The sequence below is a fragment of the Streptomyces sp. NBC_00341 genome (assembly GCF_041435055.1).
In the GTDB taxonomy this organism is placed as follows: domain Bacteria; phylum Actinomycetota; class Actinomycetes; order Streptomycetales; family Streptomycetaceae; genus Streptomyces.
Map to the genome: position 1 here is coordinate 220,097 of NZ_CP108003.1, position 24,569 is coordinate 244,665.

The window sequence follows — 24,569 nt, forward strand, 5'->3', positions numbered from 1 at the left end:
TCCTCCTTGTCACCTGGCCGCGAGGCGGGCCAGGTGAAGTTGCCAGTCGGCTGAGCCGGGCCCGTCCAGCACCGGCGCCAGCCCCTGGTGCTTCATGGGCAGGACGTGGGTACCGACGATCACCAGGTCCCACGGGTCGATCAGCAGGCCGTTTCGCCAGACGGCCTCCAGCAGTGGGCCGTGGCCCTGCGGGGTGCTCGCCGCCAGCCGGGCCGCGCGGAGTTCGTCGCGGACCGCCCCGGGGGGCATCGACGCCTCCGCCCGCTCCACCGCCAACCGGAGCCGGCCGGCGGCCGGCGCGAACGTCAGTTCGCGCTCGGGCACTTCGGCGTGCAGCCGCGCGGCCAGTTCCAGGGCCCGCCCGGACTGGTCCGCGCCTTCCAGCGCACTGGCGTAGACCCGCTCCCGGGTCGCCGTGTCGAAGTGCACGCCCAGCTCGCGGGCCACGTCGGCCGGCTCGTCCGGGGTGTGCACCAGGTTGAGCAGGTAGCTGTAGCGACCGATCTCGTAGCGCAGCTGGCCGGGGATCCTGGCCTTCGGATCGGTCGGGCCCTTGCGCTCGGTCACCACCACCGACGTCGGCGGTGCCCAGGCCTCCTCCGCCTCCGGCCGGACGACCAGGACCACCGAGTCGCACGAGTCCATGAACAGGTCGGCCAGCCGGCGGCGCTCCGGGGTCGCCAGGTTCCACTGGTAGTACCAGAGCGACCGCACGGCGGTCCGGGTCAGCCGGGTGCGTTCCGCGGCGACGATTCGCAGGCCGTTGCGGGCCAGCCAGTCGACGGTCGTCGGGATCTGCCGGCTGACGACCGCGTCCGGCTTGAGCAGCAGCGCGGCGTGCCGGTGCAGGAAGCCCTCCACGTCGGCGGTGAGCCCCGCGAGCTGTTCGACGCTCTCCAGGAAGTACGTGTCGGAGGCGAACAGGGTGCGCTTGCGGGGATCACAGCTGAGGGCCGGTGAGAGGTCCACGCCGGAGCGGCGGTCCTGCCGCGTCGTGTCGTCCGTGATCATCGGCCGGCTCCGTCCGGTTCGTCCGCGCCCGGCTCGCCGGAGAGCGGTGCGGTGAGGTCCAGCAGGGCCAGCACGTCCTGGGCGCCCGGCAGCGGTGCGCCGAGATAGCCGGTCTCCAGGCAGTGGTCGATCAGCCGGCGCAGGAAGTCCTGACCGCCGTCCGGGGTCCCCCGGCCGGTCAGCTCGGCCGTGTTGGAGGCGTCGAAGATCATCTGCCGCCGGAAGTAGCTCTCGTAGAGCGAGACGACCCGCTCGTAGTAGAGGCGCTCCCCGGGCGGCAGCCGCGAGGAGTCGAAGCTCGTCGGCGGTACGAACCTCGGCACGTGGAAGGAGGGGTACTCGGCCATCACGTCGGAGAAGTCCCGCAGGGTCAGCGGGGCGCCCACCGCGTGGAAGGTGCGGCCCTCCGCCTCCTCGAACCGTTCGGTGACCCGTGTGACGACGTCTGCCACATGGTCGACCGGGACCAGGTCGAGACGCGCCTCGTACTGGCCGGGTACGGACCGGACCTTGCCCTCGGTGGCCAGCTTGAGGACGACGTAGATGTTCTTGCGGTCGCGCACCGCGCCGGTGCGCTCGTCGCCGACGACGATGCTGGGGCGGACGACCGCAGCCCGCACCCCGTCGGTCCGCGCCTTGTGCACCAGAGTCTCGGCCTTCAGTTTGCTGGCCTCGTAGGAGTTGGCCAGCCGCTGCCCCTCGTCCAGTTCGCACTCGCGGACCACGCCGTCGCGTTCTCCGCACACGTAGGCGGTACTCACGTGCACCAGAGCGGCGCCGGAAGCCCGGGCCAGCTCGATCACGTGGGCGGTGCCCTCCACGTTGACGGCCTGGTAGAGCTCGTCGGGCCGGCCGAAGTCGGTGACCGCCGCGCAGTGCACGATCCGGTCGAGCCCGCCGGCCGCCAGCGCCCGGTACGCGTCCCGCGACAGGCCCAGCCGGGGCCGGGTCACATCCCCGGGCAGCTGTTCGACGGCTCCGTCCGCCAGCGCGCTCCCGTCGTTGCGGACCACCTCCGTGGCCCGGTGCACCAACGCGGTCACCCGGTGGCCGGTCTCCGCGAGCCGGGCACAGACCTCCGCGCCGACCAGCCCGCTCGCCCCGGTCACCAGCACGTTCAAGGGCGTTGTCATTTCGCTGCCTCCCTCAGCCGGGCCGCGGAGACCAGGCGCACCACGTCGCCGAGAGTGCCGGCGGTGGCCGTCTCATGCGCGCCCAACTCCGGTAGCGCGAAGCCCTGTTCCAGTGCCAGCGTCAGTTCGATCAGCCGTAGCGAGTCGTAGCCGAGGTCGGCCGCCAACGCGGTCTCGTCGGTCAGTTCCGTGTCCGGCACGGGCGCCATGGCGCCCACGATCGCGTACACGGTGGTCCGGGTGTCGTCCTCGACCGGGACAGGTGGGCTCATGGGTGACGTCAACGTTCCTCCAGCAGATTCAGGACGTGGCTGCATGGGGCTGCGCGCCTCCGCTGGACAGCAGATCGCTCGCCTCGTCGATGGGCAGGTCAGCGTTGAGGTGTGCGCCGAGGCGCAGCCAGTCGTAGCCGATCTCCAGCGTCCGCCGCCATGCGTCCGACGAGTCGAACGAGGACGGGAACCGGTCCGCGCCCGTGGCGCCGCGCACCAGGGCCACGAAGGCGTCCAACTCGGCCAGCGCGGTGGCGCCTTCGGTGTCGGAGCCGACCGTCAGCCTCTCCAGCCGCTCGGCCCGCTCCCGTATCCCGTCCGTGCGTGCGCCGGCCGGCAGCATCGCCAGACGGCGCACGACCTCGGCGTCCGGCGGCAGCGGGTTGACCGCGTACGCGCTGAGCAGGCCGCGCACCGCGAACCGCAGTATCCGGCGGGCGCTGAGCTGCGCGACGCCCCACTGTTCGCGGTCCAGAGCACCCACCAGGTCCTCGCGGGCATTCTCCACCAGCACGTTGGACCACACCAGGGTCATCGCGGCCGCGGAGAACCGGCGGGCCGGCACCGGTACGAGGCCGATCGCCTCCGGGTCCTCGATCGCGGCCCCGCCCACCCCGATGACGGGCAGTGCCGTGCTCGGCGGCGGTGTGATCGCGCCGGAGGGCGCGGCCAGCGGCATGGTCGCCACGATCGGCCCCTCACCGCGCCACGCCGCCCGCACCAGGCCGTACCGCAGGAACTCGGCGATCATCGGCCCGGCGTTCGGCGTCCCGGCCGCCTCCGCCGTGGCCAGCACCTGTTCCAGGGAACGGCCGAAGACCAGCGAGCGCCACGCCCGCGCTGTGCGGTGGCCGAGGACGAACACGTCCTGCCGTCCGCGCACCACGTGCACCCGCTCGCCGGTCTGCCAGGTGGTCACCGCGTCGGCGCGGGCCACGGTGATCCGCTCTCCGGTGTCCTCGACGCCGGAGATGCCGAGATCGACGGCGAGCCGGCGGCCCTCGTCCACGTAACCGGCCGCGTCCAGACCCGACACGTCCAGCGACGCCAGGGCGCGGAAGCGGCCGGACAACGGGTGGTCCCCGATCCGGTCCAGCTGCATGGGGAGCCACTTCGGCTCCAGGTAGGTCTCGCCGCGCGCTGCGGCCCACGACTTGACCGCCTGGAGCAGTCCCGCCTCCATCCATGCGGCGGCCTCCTGCGGCAGGCCCAGCCGCCGCAGCACCAGCGCATACCTCACGCAGTGCCGTGCCCGGTCCGCCCACCACCGGCCGGCCATGTCCGCGAAGTCATCCAGGGACATCAGCCCCTTCACCTTGGCCACCAGCTCCGGGTTGCGCAGCGGGAAGCTGCGCAGCAGACGCTGGCACCGGTTGAGCAGGTCCTCCACCTGCGCCCCCGAGCCCTCGCGCACCGCGGTGGCCACCGCGGAGAACTGTTCCTCCAGCTGGCGTACCGAACGGGTCCTGACCTCGACCCGCCGCCCGTCGACGAAGAGCAGGGAGGGCATGGTCGGCAGGTCCGCGTCGACGTCGGCGATGAGCAGGAAGTCGATGTCGGACGACGAATTGCCGAACCCCTCGGCGATCGAACCCTCCAGCACCACGGCGCAGCCGGCCGCGGAACGTATCTGCGGGAACGTCTTGTCGAGCAGGCTCTGCAGGTATTGCTCGCTGAGGATCACAGGGGTCTCCCGGTCGTGGTGGCGTCGGTCTCCAGGACACGTGAGTCCCGCAGCCGGCCGGCCCGCAGTTGTTCCCACATGTGCCGACGTCTCGGTTTGCCGCTGGACGTCCGGCTGATCAGCCCGCTGCGGCCGACGACGACCGTGACGGTGGTCTCGTCTCCCAGCGTGCCGCGCAACGCGGTGGTCGCCTTGCGCACCCAGCTGCCTTCGGGCCGCTCCACGAACAGCGTCACCGCGGTGCCGTCGGCGTTCCCGACGCCGACGACCGCGCACCTGTCCCGGGCGATGCCGGTCGCCGCGGCCACCCGCGCCTCCAGGTCCTCGACGTAGACGCTGCGCCCGTGTGCCTTGATGCTGTCGCCGGTCCGGCCGAGTACGAACAGCTCGCCGCGGTGCAGGAACCCGGCGTCCCCGGTCCGCAGCGCGCCGTCGACGATGCGGGTGGAGCCGGTGCGGCCGGCGTGGTAGCCGTCGGTGACCGAGGGGCCGGCCACCGCGATCTCGCCGAGGTGACCGTTCGGCAGCGGCTTCCCGTCCTCGTCCAGCACGTTGACGTCCAGCCCGTCGGCGGGCGGCCCGCAGCCGATCATCCAGCCTGTGCCGGCATCGTCGGGGGAGGGGGCGGGACCGGCTCCGCCGGTGAATCCCCGCTCCGCTTCGACGGTCACGGGCCCGCCGAGGCGCAGGCCGCCCGTGTCCACCCGCACGACCTTCAAGGGGGTCTGCCGGGAGCGTACGGTCACCGCCAGTGTCGCTTCCGCCAGGCCGTAGGACGGCAGGAAGACCGAGGAGGAGAAACCGGCGGGCGCGGCGAGCGCGGCGAATCGTTCCAGCACCCCTGGGGAGATGGGTTCGGCGCCGGTGATCGCGGTGCGCCACGCGGACAGGTCGAGGTCGCCGAGCCGCTTGCCCAGCCGCCGGACCGCGTACTCGAACGCGAAGGGCGGCGCGGCGGTGTGCGCGGCGAAGGCGAACCGGCTCAGCCAGCGGACCGGGTCGCGGATGAACTGTTCGGGCCGCATCAGCCAGAGATCCTCCTGCCTGCTGACAGGCGCCAGCAGGCAGCCGATGAGGCCCATGTCGTGGTGGAGCGGCAGCCAGGAAGCGGTGCTCTCGCCCGCCCGCCAGTCGAGCCGGTCATGGATCATCGACAGATTGGCCGCCAGATTGGCCCACCCGACCCGCACCCCGCGCGGACGGCTGCTGGAGCCGGAGGTGAACTGCAGCAGCGCCAGCCCGCTCGGAAGGTGTACCGGTGCTTCCTCGCCGTCGTCGTGCCAGACCCACGGCTCACGCTCCGAGCCGGCGGCGGCGACCACCCGTGCGGCGACGGGGGCCAGTTCGGCGGAGGTAATGGTGAGCGCGGCTCCGGTCTGCCCGAGGATTCCGGCCACGTGCTCCACGTACTCCGCCTCCGGCGTGTACGACGGCGGCGGAAGAAGGCACAGGGTGGCGCCGGCGGCCCAGACGCCGAAGAGCGAGGACAGGCAGGGGAAGCCGGTCGGCAGCAGAAGGCAGACCACGTCGCCGGGGCCGACTCCGGACGCGGCCAGCGACCCGGCCACCCGCCGCGCCGAAGCGGCGATCTCACGGTAGGAGTGGAAGGTCCAGCCGCCCCGGTCGTCCGCAAGGTGGATGCCGCGGTCGGTTCCGGCCGTGAGGCCGCCGGTGTGCGGCGGATCCGTCAGCCAGCCGAGCAGGTCGTCATTCACTCTTCGCCCCTCCCGCGCTTCCGGCGAGGACGGGCACGGTGGTCATGCCCGTGTCGGGAGCCGTGTCCTGGTCCGTGGCCGGGTTCGGCTCGTCGTCCAGGACCGTGATCGTCCCGGTGCCACCGTCCACCCGCACCCGTGCGCCGGTCCTCAATTCGGCCACCGCGCCCCTGACCTGGACCACCGTCGGGATGCCGAGCTCCCGGGCCACGATCGCCACATGCGTCAGCGGGCTGCCGCGCTCGATGACCAGGGCGGCGGACGAGGGCAGTGCGGCCACCCAGCCGGGGTCGGTGCGGTAGGTCACCAGGACGCCACCGGACACGTCGACCGGGGTGTCCGTGACGACGGCCCGTGCCTCCACCACTCCGGGGCAGGACGGCGTGCCGCGCAACTCTCGGACGCCGGTGCGCGCCACCGCGCCCGATACGAAGCCGGCTCGCTCCAGATTGCCCCGCCAGTAGGGCGCCGAGCGGGTGGTGAACCGGGACGGCGCGGACAACTGCTCGTCCTCGGCCCGCTGCCGCTTGCGCAGCTCCACCAGGTCCCGCAGGCCGGTGTGACCGGTCGTTCCTTCGTAGGCGCCGTGCAGTTCGTCGAGGTAGAGGAAGAAAACGTCGTTCCAGTGGTCGATCGCCCCGATCCGGGCGAGGTCGCGGCCCATGGCGCGCAGCATCCGCTTCGCCGAGCCGAACGCGCGGGTGCGGCAGAATCTGAGCTGTTCGCGGTTGTACAGCGAACTCTGCGCCTTGCGGCGGACGATGTCGTAGACGAGCCTGCGTGGGCCGCGCAGGTGCGCGTCCAGGTAGGCGTCGACGTCTCCGCCGGGGCCCGCTCCCACCTCGGGCAGTGCGGTGCGCAGCAGGGCGAACAGCGTGGAGGGGTCTTCCCGCAGGTCCGGTACCTCCAGCTTGAGTTCGTCGAGGCTGCGGTAGCCGTACGCGTCCACGTACGCGTCCACCGAGGCGAGGAACCCCGTGTGGCCGGCGGCACGCAACGCCTCGTAGGTCTCCTCGGCCGGTGTCTCCCTGACCAGGCGGTCGAGTTCGGTGTCCTTCCGCACGGCGGCCGCCAGCCGGGCCAGTGCGTGGGCCGGCTCGATGGACTCCACCTGCGGGCCGGGACTGGCGGCGCTCCAGGTCAGCCACTCGGGGGCGTCCGGCAGCCAGCGTCGGCCGAGCAGCGCGAGCCCGCCCAACGACCACAGGATCGCCGCGTCGAGCGTCTGCATCGGACCCCACTTCTCCAGCAGGTCCTTCTCCAGTGCGCGGAAACGCCCATGGACGTCCTGTCCGTCCATCGCGTCGTAGTCGACGTTGTCGAACTCCTGGTACGCCTCATAGAAATAGGCCATGAAGCGCTTGACCGACCTGTTCATGGTCAGGAACCGCCGGACGAATGCGCCCGCCGTCCTGGCCCTGGTCAGCCGACCGCGCAGCGAGGGCGAGAAGGTATACGGGTAGATCGCCGACGCGGTCTCGTCGTCGATTTCTTCCTCGACGCCGATGGCCAGCTCAAGCACTTTTCGATTGAGTTTGTAGAGAGGCGCGATCCGGACCATCCGGTACCAGTTGAAAAGGTTGTAGTAAACACGCCCGTGGAAATATCCGAGCATATTGGGGGCCCACTCGAATATCTCGCGGAGTTCGGCCTGAGGAACGCTCAAGGATCGGGCGTAGTACTCGTACACCTTGCCGTACACGTGGGCGGCGAAACTGAAGGTGAGGGGCGAGACGATTCCGGAGAAGCTTTCGACGATATTGGCGTTGTCCCATATGCGGATATCGGCGTCCGGGGCCGGTTCCGGGTTCCCTTCGGCAACCGGCAGGGCGGTGACCGGACGGGTCTGGAGTATCCACAGGGTTTCCCCGGAGAACGCCCACTCGATGTCCTGCGGGGACCCGAAGCACGCCGTGATCCTGACCCCCGCCTCATGCAGCCGGGCCAGCTCCGCGGGCTTCAGCGACAGCCGCTCCCGTTCCTGGGCCGGCACCGCGCTCACCAGGCAGCCCGAGCCCGCCGCGTCCGGGTGGTAGCGCTCCCCCTTCTCGCCGATCACCACGTCGTCCGTCGCGCCGGTGGCGGCGTCCAGCACCACGGTGTCGGCGTCGACCGCACCCGACACCAGCCCCTCGCCCAGCCCGTACACCGAGCTGACCACGTACTGGCCCCGGTCTCCGCTCACAGGATTCGCGGTGAACAGAACGCCACTGCGCTCGGCGTCCACCATCTCCTGTACGACGACGGCCATCTCCGCGTCGCGCAGCGGCAGCCCGTGACGCAGCCGGTAGTGCAGCGACCGCTCGGAGAACGCCGACGCCCAGCACCGCCGCACGTGGTCCTCGACCTCCGCGAGCCCTCGGACGTTCAGGAAGGTGTCGAACTGCCCCGCGAAGGAGAGGCGTGCCCCGTCCTCCTCGATGCCGGAGGAGCGCACCGCGACCGCGCCGCCCCCTGCCCGGCGATAGGCCTCCTCGATCACCGCGGCCGCCCGCTCGTCCAGCCGGCCCGAGCCGATGAGCTCGGCCAACTGTTCCGCGATCCGTCCGGCATTGTGAACAGTGGCTGTGGAGAGCAGCTCATCGATCCGCCCGGACATATCGAGGGCGGTAACGAATTTCCGGAACACATCGACGCCCACCACGGCCCACCGCGGGACGTCGAGCCCGTGAACGGAAAGATCATATAGATTCCTCCCCTTGCCGCCCGCCGCGCGTGCGACCTCTTCCAGCGAACTTCCAGCGAAAATGGTGCGCATCGAACCCCTAGGTCTCTGGCGCTACGTGCGGGAAAACCCATCTGTCTGGGCGGCCAAAAGTGCACACTAGTCGCAGAGAAGGCACCTCTGCCCCCCAGATATCCACTCCAATGGTTTCCCTAGTACTCGCCGATTGACCCGGCGCCGGACCAGCGGGTTGCCTCTACGGTTTGATTGTCGTCAGGCCTCCTTCGGGTAATGCATCGAGTCTCCTTCGGATCTCGAACGGGTCTCAAGGGTTTCACGACTGAGGAACTCGGAGCAGGCAACGGCAGAAGTAATATTCGCGCAGACGCTGGAATACGGAGAACAAAGACCATGCAGAAGCTTCCTCCCGGATCGCGGCAACCTGCCTTCCTCCAGACCTTCCACATGCGGAATCCGGTGCGTTATCACGAGAAGCTGCGCCGGCGCCACGGCCCGGTCTTCCGTCAGAAGCTCCTCGGCTTCCCGCCCCAGGTGGTCGTCACCAACCCCGAGCTCGCCGCACAGATCTGGGCCACCGACGGGGAGGGCAACCGGGCCGGGGCCCTGCGTGCCCGGTACATCCCCTGGGTGGGCGACCACTCCCTGCTGACGACCGACGGCGAGGGATGGTGGCGTCAGCGGCGGCTGATCAGCCCGACCCTGCACGGCCGCTCGATCGCGGCCTACCCTTCGATCATTTCCGAGATCGCCGCGCGCGACCTCGCCGACTGGCCCCTGGAGACGCCGTTCAAGCTCATGGACCGACTGCAGTCCATCACCCTCGACATCGCCCTGAGGCTGGTCTTCGGAGTCAGCGAACCGGGGAAGGACTCCGCGTTGCGAACCGCCCTCATCGCCTTCTCCAGAGTCACCGGGTCGCCCGCCCTGTTCCTGATGCCCTCGCGGCTGCGGACCTGGGCGGAGAACTCGCCGCTGGCCAAGCGCATGGCGTTCCTGCCGAGCACCCGCGCTCAGCGCGCCAGCGACGCGGTCGACGAGCTCCTCCTCGCGGAGATCGCCCGGCGCCGTGGGGAGAGCGACCCGGACGCCACCGACGTCCTGGGCCGGCTGCTCCGGGCACGGGACGACGAGGGCCTCGGCATGACCGACCAGGAAATCCGCGATCAGCTCATCACCCTGCTGGAAGCCGGCCTGGAGACCACGGCGACGGGCCTGTCCTGGACCTTCGAACGGCTGGTGCGCAACCCGGAGGCATACGCCCGCCTGAAGCAGGAGGTCGAACGCGGCGAGGAGGAGATCTACCTCGACGCGGTCATCAAGGAGGCACTGCGCGCCCGCCCGGTCGTATTCGGCAGCGGCCGCGTGCTCGACCAGCCGGTGCACATCGGTGAGTACGACATCCCGGCCGGCTGGGTGGGCATTCCGATGATCTCGCTCATCCTGAGCAACGACTCCGCCTACCCGGATCCCGAGGAGTTCCGCCCGGAGCGCTTCATCGGCGAGGACACCAAAGCGGCCCAGCGTTCCTTCCTGCCGTTCGGCGGCGGCCGCCGCTACTGCGTCGGTGCCCAACTGGCCATGATGGAGATGAAGTACATAGCCCGTGAGGTGGTGCGTCACATCGACCTCGCCCCGGCCCGCCCCGCGCCGGAGAAGCAGCGGATGTGGCACGTCAGCCTCATCCCCGGTGACCGTGCCGCCGTGGTCGCCCACCGCAAGCCGGCGGCCCGCGCGGCTGCCACCGAGGAGGCCGCCACCGGCCTGGCATCGGCCGGCGGCATCACGGAGTGCCCGGTGCACCAGGGCGCTTGAGCCGGCCGCCTCCTCCTGAGCCATCGGACCGATCTCTCACCCCACCCGAACCAGCAAAGGCCGGACCATGAGGTACGAGAACGTATACATCCAGGGCCTCGGTGTGAAGCTGGGCCGTCTGCAGTCCGTCGAGGAAGCCATCGAACTCGGCTTGTGCCACCCCGAGGCGGCCGCCATGACCGAGCAGCGCTCGGTGTCGGTGTCCGCCGTCGCCGGGCCGGACCTTGCCATCGAGGCGGGCCGCGATGCCCTGGCCGCCGCGCGGGCCACTGCGCCCGGCGGCACCCTCGCCATCGACCTGCATCTACACGTCGCCACGTACTTCCAGGGCGTGGACCTGTGGTCCGCTCCCTGCTACGTACTCAACCATCTGGACGGGCCCGGCCCACGGGTGTCCGCACAGTTCTCCGCCATGTCCAACGGCTGTGTCGCCGCGCTGGAAGTTGCCGCGAGCGTGCTCAACGGCAGGCCCGACGTGGAGACCGCCCTGATCACCACGGGCGACCGGTTCGGCGAGCCCGGCGTCCCGCACTGGAGCGTGGACGACGACATGGCGTTGGGCGACGCGGGCAGCGCCGTCGTGCTCGGCGTCGCGCCCGGCGTCGCCCGCCTCGTCTCGACCGCCTCCTACTGCGACCCCACGCTCGAACCGCTGCACCGGGGCACCGAGGAGTTCCACCGGGCCAGCCGCGCCGCCCAGGTGCCCATCGACCTGATCACCCGCCGGAAGGACTACTTCGCCCGGCACGACGCTGCGGAGTTCATCCGCCGCAACGAATTCGGCATGCGCGAGGCCGTCAAGCGCGCCCTGGGCGATGCCGGGCTCGACATGGCGGACATGGCGAAGGTCCTGGTGCCGTTCTTCGGCCGCGGTCTCACGCGCAACACCTGCCTCAAACCGCTGGGCATCACGGAGGACCGCACCCTCACCGACTGGGGGCTGTCCCTGGGACACCTGAGCGGCAGCGACCAGTTCGTGGGCCTGCACCGACTGGTCGAAACCGGTGCGGTCGCGCCCGGCGACCACGTGTTGCTGTTCGGCGTGGGCAGCGGGTTCACCTGGACCACCGCCGTCGTGCAGATCACCGGGGCCGAGGCCCGATAGCCGATGTCCCGGGCCCCTCGCCCTACCGCCGGCGCAGCGGGACCCCGTGCTCGAAGACCGCCGCGACCGCCCGCGGGACATCCTCCGGACTGTCGACGAACACGACCGGAAAGGGGTAGTGAAGCGCGTTCAGGATGGGCGAGGGGCCCACGATCAGCCCCAGCCTGGCCCCGTGACGCTCCATCTCCCGCGTCAGATGCACCACGCTGATGGGCGCGACGACGTTGTTGGTGAACATGTCGCACACCTCCTCGGCGCGGGTGAGGGTCTTCTGCTCCAGGGACGAGCAGAGCGCCAGCGAGGGGTCGGTGAACGGCATCCCCGAGATGTACCCCCGGGTCACCTCCCGGGCCCCCGCGCGCAGCGGGCTGTGCTCCGCCACGTCGGCGCCCTCGGTGACGGTGACCATGCCGCCGGTCTCGGCGCTGAGCTTCTCCAGCGCGTCCCGGTAGCCGCTGAGCATGACGATCCGCACCCGGCGGTCCGTGTCCCAGCCGAAGTCGCAGGCCACGAACACGCCCTCGTAGCCGGCGCAGAGCTCCGCCGGATCGTCGTCCGGACCCAGATAGGCGGAGGCGATGCCCTCCTCCCGCTCCGGCTCCGGCACGCTCGGCGTCTGCTTCGGCCGGAGCTCACCGCGCATCAGGAGCCCCATGAGCTCCTCCCGCCCGCACGCCCCGGCGATGCAGGAGCCGACCATGCCGCCCAGGCTCATACCGCCGACCATGTGCGGACGCAGCCCCTTCTCGGCCAGCACGTCCTGAATGCCGAGCTGAGCGGCCGCCAGCCCGACGGACACGGCGCGCCGCTGAACCCCGTCGTCGAAGTCCCCGTTCTGTCGCACAAGGGCCTCGACATCGAGGCCTGTCCACGCCGAAGCCTGTGCGAAGGACTTGCGCACCGCCGCGTACTGGTCGTAGAAATCGACGACCCCGCCCGGTTCGTAGCGGAACAGATTCGTACCAAATATCGACGCTAGAGCCACGTGTGTCACCTCCATGACGAGGGCAACGCTAAGCGAGGAAGTACCAGGGGCTTTCCCAGAGTTGAGAAGGGTACGGTGATCACCATGCCAATGGGATACTTAGTGACGACGGTGATCGTCGCCTGGTGCACGTTCTTCGCCGTTGTCGCACCGCGCCGCCCCCAGCCTCTGGCGAGCATGAGTTTCTGGTTCGGCCTGATCCTCAACGAGGTGCCGTTCCTGGGCATCTACGTCCTGGTGGCATCCACGGCCCTGGCCGCCGCCCAGGGCGATCTGGGATCGACGGGCGCCAAGGTGACAGCCGCGGTGGCCGCCCTTGCCGCCATCGGCCTGGCCGTCTCCGCCTGGCGGGGGGTGCGCTCGGACCAAGTGGTCGAAAAGGCCCTTGAGGACGGGCTCGGGACCAGTTGGCGGAATCGCGTGAGGATACCGCTGCGCCGCCACCGGCCCTGGGCCCTCATCCTGCTGCTGCCGGGCTCCATGCGACGGCGTGACGTGGAACGGATCCGCAACATCAGCTACGGGGACGCCGGGCGCCGGAATCTCCTCGACGTCTACCGTCGCCGCGACGCGCCGGCGAACGCGCCGGTCCTGATCTACTTCCACGGCGGCCACTACACCAGCGGTGCGAAGAGCCGCGAGGCACGGCCCCTGTTGAACCGGCTGGCCGGCCAGGGGTGGGTGTGCATCAGCGCCAACTACCGTCTGCGGCCCCAGACCACGTTCCCGGGCCACCAGATCGACGCCAAGAAGGTCATCGCCTGGGCCCGCGAGCACGGTTCCGAGTACGGCGCCGATGCGTCGAGACTGTTCGTGGCGGGCAGCTCCGCCGGATCCAACATCGCGGGCCTGTGCGCGCTCACGCCGAACGATCCGATGTTCCAGCCCGGATTCGAGTCGGCCGACACCTCGGTCACCGCGGCGATCTGCTTCTACGGCTTCTACGGCCACTACTTCGGCGCCCCGCCGGACGAGCCGCCGCCCCCGCTCCAGCCACAGGGCTACATCCACCCCGGTGCGCCGCCCTTCTTCGTCGCTCACGGCACCAGGGACGCGCTGGGGACTGTCGAGGGCGCCCGGAACTTCGTCGCCCAACTGCGCCACGGTTCGGACAGCACCGTGGTCTACGCCGAACTCCCCGGCGGGCAGCATGCTTTCGACGTCTTCCACTCCCCGCGCTTCGAGGCCGTCGTGGACGGCGTCGAAGCCTTTGCCGCCTGGGTCCTGACTACTCCGCAGCACACTCCTGACCCAGCCCGCGAGGTGTACTGATCACGAGCGCCGCTGACACGGCGGCCTTGATCAACGGCGCAATGCCCGGCTGAGGACCGTGGGCGGGAGCGCGATGGCGAGCGTGGCGGACGACCCGTGCTGCGCCGCCGGTCCGCAATGTCCGCGTGCGCAACCGGTGCGAACGCCGCGACCGAGTGTGCGCCGATCGGCGGCAGCGTCCCCGAATGAGTTAAAGGAGCGGGTTAAAGATTAGGATAAGGGCTGTAGCGTCCGGGCTGGAGGTAGGCAGTGGCATCCGAGGAAGAGCTGTTCGCGAACATCGACGCATTGCTGGACGAAGAGCCGCAGCTCCCGCCTCCCGCGGAGCGGGCCCGCCTCCGGGAGGCCGCCGGCATCACCCAGGCCCGCCTCGCGACAGCGCTGAAGACCACGACGCAGTCGGTCAAGAACTACGAGAACGGCCGCTCCGAGCCGCGGTCGCCGCGACTGGAGGCCTACCAGCGGCTGCTGAACGGCTGGGCGGCGAAGTACCCCGTCCACAGCACCCCCACCCCTCGGCCCACCCGCGCCCCTCAGTCCGCCCCACCGCCGCAGCAGCCGCCCGCACCGCAGTCCGCCGTACCGGCAGCCGCGCCCGTCATGCCCATCGCGGCTCCTGCGCCGGAACGGCCCGCCCGTACGGCTGGGGCCCCCACGGCGGCTCCGGCTGCGGCCCCTGCGGCGGCCCCGCGGCGCCCGGCTGCGAAGAAGGCGGCGCAGCCCGCCCAGGACCCGCGCTTCCCGCACGGCCCGCTCGCCGTACTGGACGGCGACGGCTCCGCGTACGGCGCCGACGGCATCGTGCTCGACTGCCCCGCCCGCACGGTCCCGGAGCTCGTGGAGTGGACGCTCGGTGAATCCGGTCTCGGCGCGGCGAGGCTGAACCGCTACGGCAAGGACTCCGACCCGCTGATCGCGCTCACCGCGACAGCCGCCGTGAAACTGGGACTGCCGGAGCACCTGGAGGGCCACGAACAGCGCCGCTCCCTGCGCCTGCCCGAGGACCACCCCGTGGTCAAGCAGATCGCGAAGGCCAGATGGCAGCTCACCCGGCGCGGGTTCGGCCCGTGGGCCCGGATCTACCGCAAGGTCCAGGGCCGTGACCGGCAGTGCGTGCAGCTCGCGCTCCTGTCCTGGGACGCCCTCGACGAGCGGTCCTGGCCCGGCGTCACGGACATGGAACCGGCCGACATCGCCCGCGTCCTCGGTATCTACGCCCAGCGCGTCATCACCCCGCGCGGTTCCACCGCGGTCTCCGGACTGGAACTGATGACAGCGCTGCGCCCGCCGACGAAGGCCGTACAGGACCCGGAGACCGGGAACTGGGTATCCGGGTACAACGCCGGTTCCCTGGGGACGGAGCCGATGGACCCGGCGCCGCCGGAAGCCACCCCGGAACACCCCGTCGTCGTGAACAGCGGCTGGACCGGCGGCTTCCTGAACGAGGAGGCATACCAATGGGTGCGGCCGGTGGACTCCCTCACCGACGAGGAGTGCACCCTGCCGTACGCGGTCGGCCTCGACCTCAACACGGCGTTCCTCGCCGCCGCGGCCCGCCTCGTTGTCGGCCTCTCCGCCCCCGACCACTTCGACGCCCCGAAGTTCAACCCGAAGATCCCCGGGAGCTGGCTGGTCGACCTCTCCCGCATCGAACCCGACCCGCGCCTGCCCAGCCCGTTCACCCCGGACGGAACCCGCCCCACGGGGCCGGCCTGGTACCAGACCCACACGGTCGCCTACGCCCAGGAGCTCGGGCACGACGTGCACCCGATCGAGGCGTACCTGCGCCGCGAGACCGGCGCGTACCTCGACCCGTGGCACGACCGCCTCAAGACGGCGTACGTCGACACCCTGGCGGACCTGGGCGTCACCCGGGACCTGGACGACCGCCGGTTCCTGGCCGCGATGGAGCGGCACAAGCAGCTCGACCCGGCCCTGGCCGCCGTCCTGTCCGCGATCAAGGCCACGGTGAAGGGCGGCGTCGGCAAGCTCAGGGAGCGCCCGCAGGGCAAGTCCTACAAGGAGGGCGACCGGTGGCCCTCCCTGGAGCGGCCGACCTGGCGCCCCGACATCCGGGCCGCCGTCATCAGCAAGGCCCGGGTCAACATGCACCGCAAACTGCAGAACATGGCCCGCATGACGGGCCTGTATCCGCTCGCCGTGCTCTCCGACTGCGTCGTCTACCCCTCGCCGGGCGACAGCCCGCTCGACTTCCTCCCCTACGCGGCGTCCGGCAAGCCGCAGCCCGGCGGCTTCCGCCTCGGCCCCACCCCGGGCCTGGCGAAGCTGGAGGGCGTCCAGTCGATGCTGTGGGCGGTCGACCTGATGGAGAAGGACCTCAACCCTGCCCGCCACATCAAGGGCGGCGACGCCGTCCTGGACGAAGGGGAGTAGCGCCGTGAGGGAGATCGACGACGCCATCGAACGCGCCGACCGGGAAGCCTTCACCCGGGAACCGCCCAAGACCCTCAAGGGCCGCATCAACTACCTACTGCGGCAGTTGGGCACCGCCAGGGCCGTCGCGGCGGAGCTCGGCATCACGGCCGACTCCGTCAACCGCTACCGGCGCGGCGCCCGGAAGAACCCGCCGAGGAACATCGCCCTGAAGATCGAGGAAGCCGTCCTGTCCCGCTGGCAGCCCCAGGTCCGCAAACGCCGGCACCAGCAGGCCGCCACCACGGGAATCACCGTGGAGACCCGGGCCCGGTTCGGCTACACCGCCCCCATCGGCACCACCGACGACGGCCGCTTCCGCCGCCTCACGGTCCGTCTGCCCGGCAGCTACGCGCAACGCCTGTTCGACGCCCGCGGCGCGGGAGCCGACGACCAGGAGATGCGCGGAATCATCGCCGACGGATTCCGGAACATCTATTTCCAGGACGGCGGTGTCCGCGCCCAGGGACTGTCGGACGTGGAGATCAACGACATCGATTACCTGGACCTGGATTACTGAACGGAGACCAGCACACGATCTCGACGTCCCCAAGGGATTGTCCCTTGATCAGTCAGGCCTCCCGTTCCACCGGCAGCCACAACTCGGCATCCGCCTCGCTGCCGTCCGCCGACATCCGCGTACGAAGGATCTCCGGCCCGGGGCGGCTCCGGTACGGGTTCGACGGGAACCACTCGGTGAACACATCCCGCCACAGCGCCTGGATCGCCTCCGGCGCCGGCCCCGAGGTGGTGAAGACCGCCCAGGTACCGGCCGGCACCGGCAGTGTGGCCATGCCCTCCGGCGCGGACGCCAGGGTGACGACCCCGTAGTAGTAGTCGAGGCAGGTACCCTCCGCCCGGCCGGGATCGAGGCCGTCGCAGACCGCGAGGATGCCGTGCGGCTCCTGGTCGGACAGCTTCTCCAGCAGCTCCCTCGCCCGGTCGCCGGTCCCGCGGACGAAATCGATGATCGCCCGGTTGGGCCCCGAGTGCACGAGCGGCACCCGGGCCTTCGCCCCGACGACGGTGAACTCCGGCTTGTGCACCACGCGGTAGCGCATGCTGCCGCTCCCCTCGACGATGAGGCGGAACGTCATCCGGGGCTGCGAGCTGAGCGCCGCGCCGGTGCGCCGTGCCTCGCCGGGTCCGACGCCGTGCACCGTACGGAACGCCCGCGCGAACGCCTCTCCCGAGCCGTATCCGTACCGCACCGCGATCTCCAGCAGCGTCCGCTCACCGGCCAGTACCTCCGCGCCCGCGACGGTCAGCCTCCGGCGCCTGATGTACTCCGACAGCGGCATCCCCGCGAGCGCCGAGAACATCCGCCGCAGGTGGTACTGCGAGGTGGCCGCGACCCGTGCCAGCTCGCCGACGTCGATGGAGCCGTCGAGCTGCCGCTCGATGTGCTCCATGGCCTGATTGAGCCGCTCCAGCACGCTCGCCTCCAAGATCCCGGACAGTGATTCAACCAGGCGCTGCCCGGCACACCACACCCGAGAAAAGCGGTGCGGCAAGTGTCGGGTGACCGGGGCGGACGGTGCGGCACGCTGGCGGCATGGACGACACGACCTTGGTATCCCGCTTCCTCCGCGACGGCTTCGTCAAGCTGGAGGGCGCCGTCGCACCCCGCGTGGCCGCGAGCTGCGCACGGCTGCTGTGGCGGGAGACGGGCTGCGACCCGGACGACCCGGTGACGTGGACACAGCCCGTGCACTGGGTCGGCGGGATGGCCCAGGGGCCGTTCGCCGCCGCCCCCAACTCCCCGGCCCTGCACCGGGCGTACGACCTGCTGGCCGGGGCGGGGCGCTGGGAGCCGCGTTACTCGCTCGGGACTTTCCCGCTGCGCTTCCCGCACGAGGAGGAGCCCGACGACGCGGGCTGGCACATCGAGGGCAGCTATGCGGTGGAGGGCGAGACCTGGCCCTTCACCAATCTCCGCTCACGCGGCCGGGCCCTGCTGATGCTGTTCCTCTTCAGCGAGGTGGGAGAAGAGGACGCCCCGACCCGGATCCGGGCCGGCTCCCACCTCGACGTGCCGAAGGTGCTGGAGCCGTACGGGGAGGAGGGCGCGAACGGCCTGGCCATCGCGCCGGACCTCGTAGCGGCCTCCGCCCACCGGCCGCTCGCCCTCGCCACCGGCTCCCCGGGTGACGTCTTCCTGTGCCATCCGTTCCTGGTGCACGCGGCACAGCCGCACCACGGGACGCGGCCGCGCTTCATGGCCCAGCCGCCGCTGATGCCGGCCGCGCCGTACGAACCGGAGCGGGCCGACGGCGCGTACTCACCGGTGGAGATCGCGATTCGTCGGGGCCTGGGACGGGACACCTCCGGCGACTAGCGCGCCCCGTCATCGCCAGGCACATTCGCCTGCCGCCGGGCGGCAAGAACCACCAGGCCCCCGATGACCGCGAGGCTCATCAGGACCACACCGAATACCGTGGCACCAGCGGTCAGGCCCACCGCGTCACTCAGGTAGCCGGCGGACACGGGCAGCACACCGGCCAGAACGTAACCCCCCACGTTGAGCGCGGCATTGGCCTCCGCGAGACGCTGAGGAGGGACGCCGGAACTGAGCAGCGACAGGCCGCCGAGCTGCCCCAGCCCCTGGCCGGCCCCGGCGAGCAGCGCAGAGGCGAGGAGGACCGGCGCCGACGAGGCGTGCACGGCGACCACCAGCATGATCATGCCGAGCGCGGTGCTGCTCGCGCCGGCCGTGAGGATGGTGCGCCGGCGCAGCCGCCGGACGGCGAACTGCACGGCGGTGGCGGCGAGGAACATGGCGAAGGCCATGGCGCCGGCGGTGATCCGGCTGGTGGTGCCCAGCAGTCCCGAAAGGAGCGAGGGGCCCAGCGAGAGGACGAAGGAGGTGGCGGTGATGCCGGGTGCGAACACGGCGATGCCCTGGATGAGCTGCCGGCCGTGGCCGCGCGGGACCGACGGCACCCGCACCCAGGCGCCTTTCGCGGGCGCCGCGGGGCGCCGGAGCGGCATGCGGAGCACGGCGGACACCGCGGTGAGGAGCAGCGCGGCCTCGACGGCGAAGACGGTGACGGTCGGCGCGGGCAGGGTCTCGGACAGGACACCGGCCAGGAACGGGCCGAGACCTGCGCCGAAGACCATCGCGCAGGAGGCGAGCAGGGCGCCGGTCCGCCTGCGTTCGTGACCGGCCACGTCGGTCACGGCCGCCATACCGGCGGAGACCACGGCGCCGACGGCGATGCCGGTGAACAGCCGGGCCACGATCAGCGCGGCCACACCGGTGGCCGTCGCGAAGATCAGGCACGCGACCATGGCGAGCCCGAGGGCGGGCAGCAGTACGGGCTTGCGCCCGATCCGGTCCGAGACGACACCGGATACGAGGAGCGAGCCGAGCAGCCCGACGATGTAGAACGCGAAAACGACCGTCAGGGTCCCCTTGGAGAACCCGATATCGCGCTGCCACAGCACGTACAGCGGCGTGGCCGCGTTCGAGAGGACGAAGACGGCCGTGACCGGCCACGCGGCCAGCCACACCCACCACAGCGGAGCACCGGCCCGCCCGCCGGGCCGCACCGGGTCACCTTGCCCCACCCCGACGGCAGCACGGACGGGCGCGTTACGGATCTCGGACATGGCTGTTCCTCCTGGCTCCGCTACAGTACGACTGTAGTCGAACTTAGCAGGCAGTACGATGGAACTCGTACAGAGGAATCGAGCCACGAGGAGTCACTCATGCCTCCGACCGAAACGGTGTTCCCGGAGCCACCCGGCCTGCCGTCACCGCTGCCGGAGCCGGCGGTCGAAGACCTGCGCCTGGAAACGGTCCTCGGCGCACTCAGCGACCCCTTGAGGCTGACGATCGTCCGCAAACTCCTCCTGGAATCGGAGCAGTTCGACCACCCCTGCGGCTGGTTCGGCCTCGACCGGCCCAAGTCCTCCCTCACGCACCACTTCAAGGCACTACGGGAGGCAGGGATCACCCGCCAGCGCCAGTACGGACTCGAACGCCGCAGCCACGTACGCGCAGACGACCTCAACACCCGCTTCCCCGGCCTCCTCGACCTGGTCGCAGACTGGGCCCCCTCGGCGTAACCACCGGCCAACCGGCGGTCGTGGCACGGGACCCCGCTGCACACCCCTACTTGTGGTCACGGAGGAAGGCCGGGATGTCGGCCCGGGTCGGGTAGTCGGGCAGCGGTGCGGGCTTGTCCTGGAGGAATGCGGTGATGACGGCTGCTGCTCGTCGGTCGTTGCCACCCAGGCCGTTCCACATGTGGTGGCCGACACCGGGCATGTACTGGGTGCGCCGGATGGCGGGGTTGTCCGCGAGGACGGTTGTCTGCCACTGCCGGACCTGGGAGGAGCACTCGGCCATCATCAGCATCGCGGGTGTCCGGGAACGCCTCAACCGGGGGGCGATGGAGGGGGAGTCCTTGATCGTCTGCTGGATGCGGAGGCTGGCGGCGGCGCTGAAGGAGAAGTTCTGCTCCGTGTCCTCGACCGGGATGCGGTGCGCGTCCCGCGCGCAGTAGGCGGACGCGGTGTCGCTGCCGAGATCGGCGGCGGTGAAGGCGTTGTCGCCTTCTGCCTGTCCTACCAGCCCGTTGTCCGGGCTGAGCAGTCCGAGCCGCATGAGGCCGAAGGCGACCGCGTACCGCGGAACGCGTGTGGAGCGTGGTCCGGTCATGGCCGGTGCGATGCCGCGGGCCGATGGCCGGCCCTTCTGTCCGGCCATCCGGGCGGTGGGGCCGTCCATCGGGCCCGGCTCGGCGATGACCGCCCGGCGCAGGTGGTCGGCGACGGCCGGGTCGGCCAGCGCGCGGGTGAGCACGACCGCGCCCGAGGAGAAACCCAGTACGTCGGCGCGGCCCTTGCCGAGTTTGCCGACGAAGGCGCCGAGGTCATGGACGGACCGGGTGATCGAGTACTGGTCCATGGGCAGCAGGTCACTGCGTCCACCGCCGGCCTGTTCGTAGGCGTACACGTCGTAGCCCTGTCCCGCGAGCCGCTGCAGGAAGCGGTGGTCGAGCACTGAGATGCCGCGCACCGGGCCGCCGTTGAGGTAGACGAGCGGGACGCGTTGCCGGGGGCTGTTGCCGGCGGGCGGGTAGTGGTAGACCGCGACCCGGCTGCCGGTGGACAGGCGCCAGTGCTCGGTGGTCACGAACGACAGGGCGGGCGGGTGGTGGCGCGTCGTGGAGACGGTGGGGACGCACACCGACAGGGTCAGGGCCGCTGCTACGAGGACCGGCAGGAAGGGCACCATCCGTCCCCGCCAGGAGCGGCGGCGGCCTCGCCATATCGCCGCGGCAGCCGCGATCCCGACAGTCGCTGACCATGCGGCCAACCCCGATCCCGCACCGTCGGTGGCGGCGATCAGCGCCACGAAGACGGCGACCAGCCCCACTACCGCGGCGGTGGCCGCCAGCAGGCGGCCGACAAGGCGCAAGCAACGTATGACGGACGGTGGCACGGTGGGCTCCCCGAGTTTTGGAACGACGTTTTGAAACGACGTTATCAGCATGGGTAAACTGCTTTTCATGGGAAGGCCGAGAACAAACGACGCCGACGTCGGAGAACGGCTCATCGCATGCGCGACCGAGATGTTCGCCACCCGCCCGCAGGAGTCGGTCACGGTCCGCGCGCTGGCCGCCGCCGCCGGAACGTCGACGGCGGCGGTGTACACGTTGTTCCAGGGGAAGGACGGTGTGATCCGCGAGGTGCGCGACCGGGCGGTCGCCGGCCTGTTCCAGGACCTGACGGCCGTTCCCGGCTCGGAGGCCGCCCTGGAGGACCTGTACGCGTTGGCCGTGGCGTATCGCCACTGGGGACGTGAACACCGTCACCTGTACGCGGTGTTGTTCGGTGGCGCACAGTCCTTCGTGCCGTCGGCCCGGGTCGGTGACCGAGACCCGGTGCGACCGCTTGTCGCGGCGATCGACCGTGCCGTGGCGGATCAGATCCTCGCGGGCGACACCACACTGATCGCCGTCTCGTTGTGGGTCGCCCTGCACGGGCTCGTGACCCTCGAACTCGCCGGCGGCCTCGACGGCACCGCGGCCGAGACCGCGTTCCGGTCAACGATTGATGCCGTACTGCGCGGCTGGGCAACCCCCGCCGCCTTCCCTGGCCTTCGACGCCCGGACCCGGCGCCGTGAACCGGCCACCTCCAGGCGCTCCTGGGCGACGAGTTCGGCGACGTCGGCGGTGCTCCGCAGCGAAATGATCGCGCCTGCTGCGCATTCCGCGTCGCTGCCGGTGCCGTACTCGTATTCGTCGCCCGCCGGTCGACCGAGGGGATTCACCCGCCTCTGTTGCACCTTTCTGCCACCTCACCGAAGAAAGAGCTTGCAGCCACCCGGCTCCCCGCCTACGGTGCTGCGCATGGGTTCTCTGTGATACTCCCCGTGCGGCCGCGTTGAGCTTGGCTCCGCCGTCGCACGTTCTCGTCCGTGCTTCCGCTCCTCCCGGTAATGCCGCCTGTTTGGCGTACCGCGGAGTGTTTCCGGCGTGCGCGGACGCGTACGTCCACCCGTGCCGATCGGCCCCGCCGAGAACAGGGGACTCCATGCTTACTGCACAGCTATCTCTTCAGAACGTCACCCGCCGCTACGACGACCACGTCGTGCTGGACGACGTGTCCTTCAGCGTCAAGCCGGGCGAGAAGGCCGGCATCATCGGCGACAACGGAGCCGGAAAATCCACCCTGCTGCGACTGATCGCCGGCCAGGACCGGCCCGACAACGGCGAACTGACCGTGATCGCACCAGGCGGCTCGGGCTATCTGGCCCAGTCGTTGGCCCTGCCCCCCGAGGCCACCGTCCAGGCCGCAGTGGATATGGCTCTTGCCGACCTGCGTGAACTCGAAGCGCGTATGCACCACGCCGAAGCCGGACTCAGGGGCTTGGCGGGGGCGGAGCTCACCGCCGCGCTGGACGCCTACGCCCACATGCTCGCCCAGTACGAGGCGCGCGCCGGCTACGAAGCCGATGCCCGGGTGGACATCGCCCTGCACGGGCTCGGCCTGCCGGATCTGGCTCGGGACCGGACCCTGGGCACGCTTTCGGGCGGTGAGCGATCACGGCTGGCGCTGGCCGCGACCTTGGCGTCCCAGCCGGAGCTGCTACTGCTGGACGAGCCGACCAACGATCTGGACGACCAAGCGGTGGGCTGGCTGGAGGAACACCTGCGGGCGCATCGCGGCACGGTGCTCGCGGTCACCCACGACCGGGTGTTCCTGGAACGGGTCACCACCACGATCCTGGAGGTCGGCGAGGGCAAGGTGACGCGTCACGGCGACGGCTACAACGGCTACCTTGCCGCCAAGGCCGCTGAGCGGCGGCGCCGTCTGCAGGAGTACGCGCACTGGTGCACGGAGCTGGCCCGCAGTCAGAAGCTGGCCGCCACGAACGTGGCACGGCTGGAGGCGATCCCTCGCAAGGCGCCGTTCGCCGTGTTCGGCCACGGCGGCTTCCGTGCCCGCGGCCGTGGCCACGGGGCGATGGTCCGTATCCGCAATGCGAAGGAGCGTGTCGAACGGCTGACGGACAAGCCTGTCGCGCCGCCGCCCGAACCGCTGGTCCTCGCCGCTCGGATGTCCACCGCCGATGGTCGGACGTCGCAGGCCGCGGCGGAACTCACCGGCATCCGTGTCGAGGGCCGGCTGCACGTACCTTCGCTGCGGATCGGCGGCGAGGAGCGGCTGTTGGTCACCGGACCCAACGGGGCCGGCAAGACAACGCTCATGCGGGTGCTGGCGGGTGAGCTGCGGCCCGATGAGGGGACGGTGCGCACGCGGGGCCGAGTCGGGCACCTGAGACAGGAAGAGACACCGTGGCCGCCCGGCCTGACAGTCCCACAGGCGTTCGCCCACGGCTGCGGGGGCGAACTGGATGAGCGCATCGACCATCTTCTGTCCCTCGGCCTGTTCAGCCCTGCCGAGCTGCGCCTGAAAGTGGGCGAACTGTCCTATGGACAAAGGCGCCGGATCGAACTGGCCCGTCTCGTCAGCGAACCCGTCGACCTGTTGCTGCTGGACGAGCCCACCAACCATCTCTCCCCCGTCCTGGTCGAAGAACTGGAAGGAGCGCTGGCCCGCTACCGAGGCGCGGTCGTCGTCGTCACCCACGACCGCCGCATGCGAACCCGCTTCACCGGCAGGCACGTGCAACTGAACGCGGGCCACGTCGCACAGTTTCAGGCGACCGGAGCGGTCTGAAGCCCCACCACCGGGAGTCCGGCACGGTGCTTTTCGACAAGGGCCATTCCATCCAGCATTCCGCTATGTCGAGCAGTCAAATGCGTGACACGTGAATGTGCTTGGCCGTCATGGACCCGGTCATAGGGGCATAACCCCAACAAGTAAGTCAAGACTTACCTTTGGAGGGCTTCGTCCGTATGGTGTGGCTCGAATCAAAGGAGCTTCTTGTTGCCGAAGAGAAAAGATTCTGCTGTGCGCGCGGTTGAATTGGAGCAGGATTAT

The 24,569-nt window shown here is 70.5% G+C and carries 19 protein-coding genes; 9 read left to right on the forward strand and 10 right to left on the reverse strand.

Features of this window, described 5'->3' with window-relative positions; all coding sequences use genetic code 11:
• Window positions 1–9: 9 nt before the first annotated feature.
• The 6 genes from OG892_RS39435 to OG892_RS39460 are packed head-to-tail and all read right to left on the reverse strand — an operon-like array spanning window position 10 to window position 8,573.
• Window positions 10–1,011, reverse strand: coding sequence for a nucleoside-diphosphate kinase (locus OG892_RS39435; protein WP_107421845.1), 1,002 nt, complete (start codon window positions 1,009–1,011; stop codon window positions 10–12).
• Window positions 1,008–2,144 carry an SDR family oxidoreductase gene (locus OG892_RS39440; RefSeq protein ID WP_073737813.1) on the reverse strand — a complete coding sequence of 379 codons (1,137 nt, stop codon included), beginning with the start codon at window positions 2,142–2,144 and terminating at the stop codon, window positions 1,008–1,010. Before OG892_RS39440 ends, OG892_RS39435 begins: the two co-directional genes overlap by 4 nt.
• Entirely contained in the window at window positions 2,141–2,416 is a 276-nt protein-coding gene (locus tag OG892_RS39445) for an acyl carrier protein (protein WP_073737812.1), read from the reverse strand. Before OG892_RS39445 ends, OG892_RS39440 begins: the two co-directional genes overlap by 4 nt.
• Window positions 2,417–2,444: 28 nt before the next feature.
• Window positions 2,445–4,100, reverse strand: a complete 1,656-nt coding sequence (locus OG892_RS39450) for a hypothetical protein (protein WP_371631806.1) — start codon at window positions 4,098–4,100, stop codon at window positions 2,445–2,447.
• The gene (locus tag OG892_RS39455) at window positions 4,097–5,815 is read right to left on the reverse strand and encodes an AMP-binding protein (RefSeq protein WP_371631807.1); all 1,719 of its coding nucleotides are present in this window, start codon (window positions 5,813–5,815) and stop codon (window positions 4,097–4,099) included. Before OG892_RS39455 ends, OG892_RS39450 begins: the two co-directional genes overlap by 4 nt.
• Entirely contained in the window at window positions 5,808–8,573 is a 2,766-nt protein-coding gene (locus OG892_RS39460) for a phosphoenolpyruvate synthase (RefSeq protein ID WP_079193581.1), read from the reverse strand. The genes OG892_RS39455 and OG892_RS39460 overlap by 8 nt, the downstream gene beginning before the upstream one ends.
• 318 nt (window positions 8,574–8,891) lie before the next feature.
• Between OG892_RS39460 and OG892_RS39465 the strand changes: the two genes are divergently transcribed.
• A complete protein-coding gene (locus tag OG892_RS39465) occupies window positions 8,892–10,313 on the forward strand; it encodes a cytochrome P450 (RefSeq protein WP_371631808.1) in 1,422 nt (473 codons plus the stop codon).
• Window positions 10,314–10,380: 67 nt separating this feature from the next.
• Complete coding sequence (locus OG892_RS39470) at window positions 10,381–11,418, forward strand: 3-oxoacyl-[acyl-carrier-protein] synthase III C-terminal domain-containing protein (protein ID WP_073737809.1); 1,038 nt, start codon at window positions 10,381–10,383, stop codon at window positions 11,416–11,418.
• A gap of 22 nt (window positions 11,419–11,440) precedes the next feature.
• Here the strand turns inward: OG892_RS39470 and OG892_RS39475 are convergent, their stop codons facing one another.
• On the reverse strand, window positions 11,441–12,403 hold the full coding sequence (locus OG892_RS39475; protein WP_242436820.1) for an ACP S-malonyltransferase: 963 nt from the start codon (window positions 12,401–12,403) through the stop codon (window positions 11,441–11,443).
• Between the two features lie 84 nt (window positions 12,404–12,487).
• Here OG892_RS39475 and OG892_RS39480 point away from each other — a divergent pair, with 84 nt between their 5' ends.
• The 3 genes from OG892_RS39480 to OG892_RS39490 all read left to right on the forward strand — a co-directional run bounded on the left by OG892_RS39480 (window position 12,488) and on the right by OG892_RS39490 (window position 16,628).
• Window positions 12,488–13,675: an alpha/beta hydrolase gene (locus OG892_RS39480; protein WP_073737914.1), complete on the forward strand. Its 1,188-nt coding sequence runs from the start codon at window positions 12,488–12,490 to the stop codon at window positions 13,673–13,675.
• A 249-nt stretch (window positions 13,676–13,924) separates the two neighbouring features.
• Window positions 13,925–16,069: a helix-turn-helix domain-containing protein gene (locus tag OG892_RS39485; RefSeq protein ID WP_371631809.1), complete on the forward strand. Its 2,145-nt coding sequence runs from the start codon at window positions 13,925–13,927 to the stop codon at window positions 16,067–16,069.
• 4 nt (window positions 16,070–16,073) lie between these two features.
• A complete protein-coding gene (locus OG892_RS39490) occupies window positions 16,074–16,628 on the forward strand; it encodes a DNA-binding protein (protein ID WP_073737806.1) in 555 nt (184 codons plus the stop codon).
• A gap of 52 nt (window positions 16,629–16,680) precedes the next feature.
• On the opposite strand, the gene OG892_RS39495 is transcribed toward OG892_RS39490, so the two are convergent.
• Window positions 16,681–17,544 (reverse strand): GyrI-like domain-containing protein, encoded by an 864-nt coding sequence (locus OG892_RS39495; RefSeq protein WP_371631828.1) that lies wholly within the window; start codon window positions 17,542–17,544, stop codon window positions 16,681–16,683.
• Window positions 17,545–17,663: 119 nt separating this feature from the next.
• On the opposite strand from OG892_RS39495, the gene OG892_RS39500 reads away from it, so the two are divergent.
• Window positions 17,664–18,446, forward strand: coding sequence for a phytanoyl-CoA dioxygenase family protein (locus tag OG892_RS39500; protein WP_371631810.1), 783 nt, complete (start codon window positions 17,664–17,666; stop codon window positions 18,444–18,446).
• Here the strand turns inward: OG892_RS39500 and OG892_RS39505 are convergent.
• Window positions 18,443–19,720, reverse strand: coding sequence for an MFS transporter (locus OG892_RS39505; RefSeq protein ID WP_371631811.1), 1,278 nt, complete (start codon window positions 19,718–19,720; stop codon window positions 18,443–18,445). The two genes, OG892_RS39500 and OG892_RS39505, sit on opposite strands and share 4 nt — an antisense overlap.
• A 99-nt stretch (window positions 19,721–19,819) precedes the next feature.
• Between OG892_RS39505 and OG892_RS39510 the strand changes: the two genes are divergently transcribed.
• Window positions 19,820–20,179: an ArsR family transcriptional regulator gene (locus OG892_RS39510; protein ID WP_328868592.1), complete on the forward strand. Its 360-nt coding sequence runs from the start codon at window positions 19,820–19,822 to the stop codon at window positions 20,177–20,179.
• 46 nt (window positions 20,180–20,225) lie between these two features.
• Here the strand turns inward: OG892_RS39510 and OG892_RS39515 are convergent, their stop codons facing one another.
• Window positions 20,226–21,611 (reverse strand): alpha/beta hydrolase, encoded by a 1,386-nt coding sequence (locus OG892_RS39515; protein WP_371631812.1) that lies wholly within the window; start codon window positions 21,609–21,611, stop codon window positions 20,226–20,228.
• A 16-nt stretch (window positions 21,612–21,627) separates the two neighbouring features.
• On the opposite strand from OG892_RS39515, the gene OG892_RS39520 reads away from it, so the two are divergent.
• Window positions 21,628–22,245, forward strand: coding sequence for a TetR-like C-terminal domain-containing protein (locus tag OG892_RS39520; RefSeq protein ID WP_073737800.1), 618 nt, complete (start codon window positions 21,628–21,630; stop codon window positions 22,243–22,245).
• A gap of 410 nt (window positions 22,246–22,655) precedes the next feature.
• Complete coding sequence (locus OG892_RS39525; protein WP_371631813.1) at window positions 22,656–24,305, forward strand: TlrC/CarA/OleB/SrmB family ABC-F type ribosomal protection protein; 1,650 nt, start codon at window positions 22,656–22,658, stop codon at window positions 24,303–24,305.
• Window positions 24,306–24,569 lie beyond the last annotated feature (264 nt).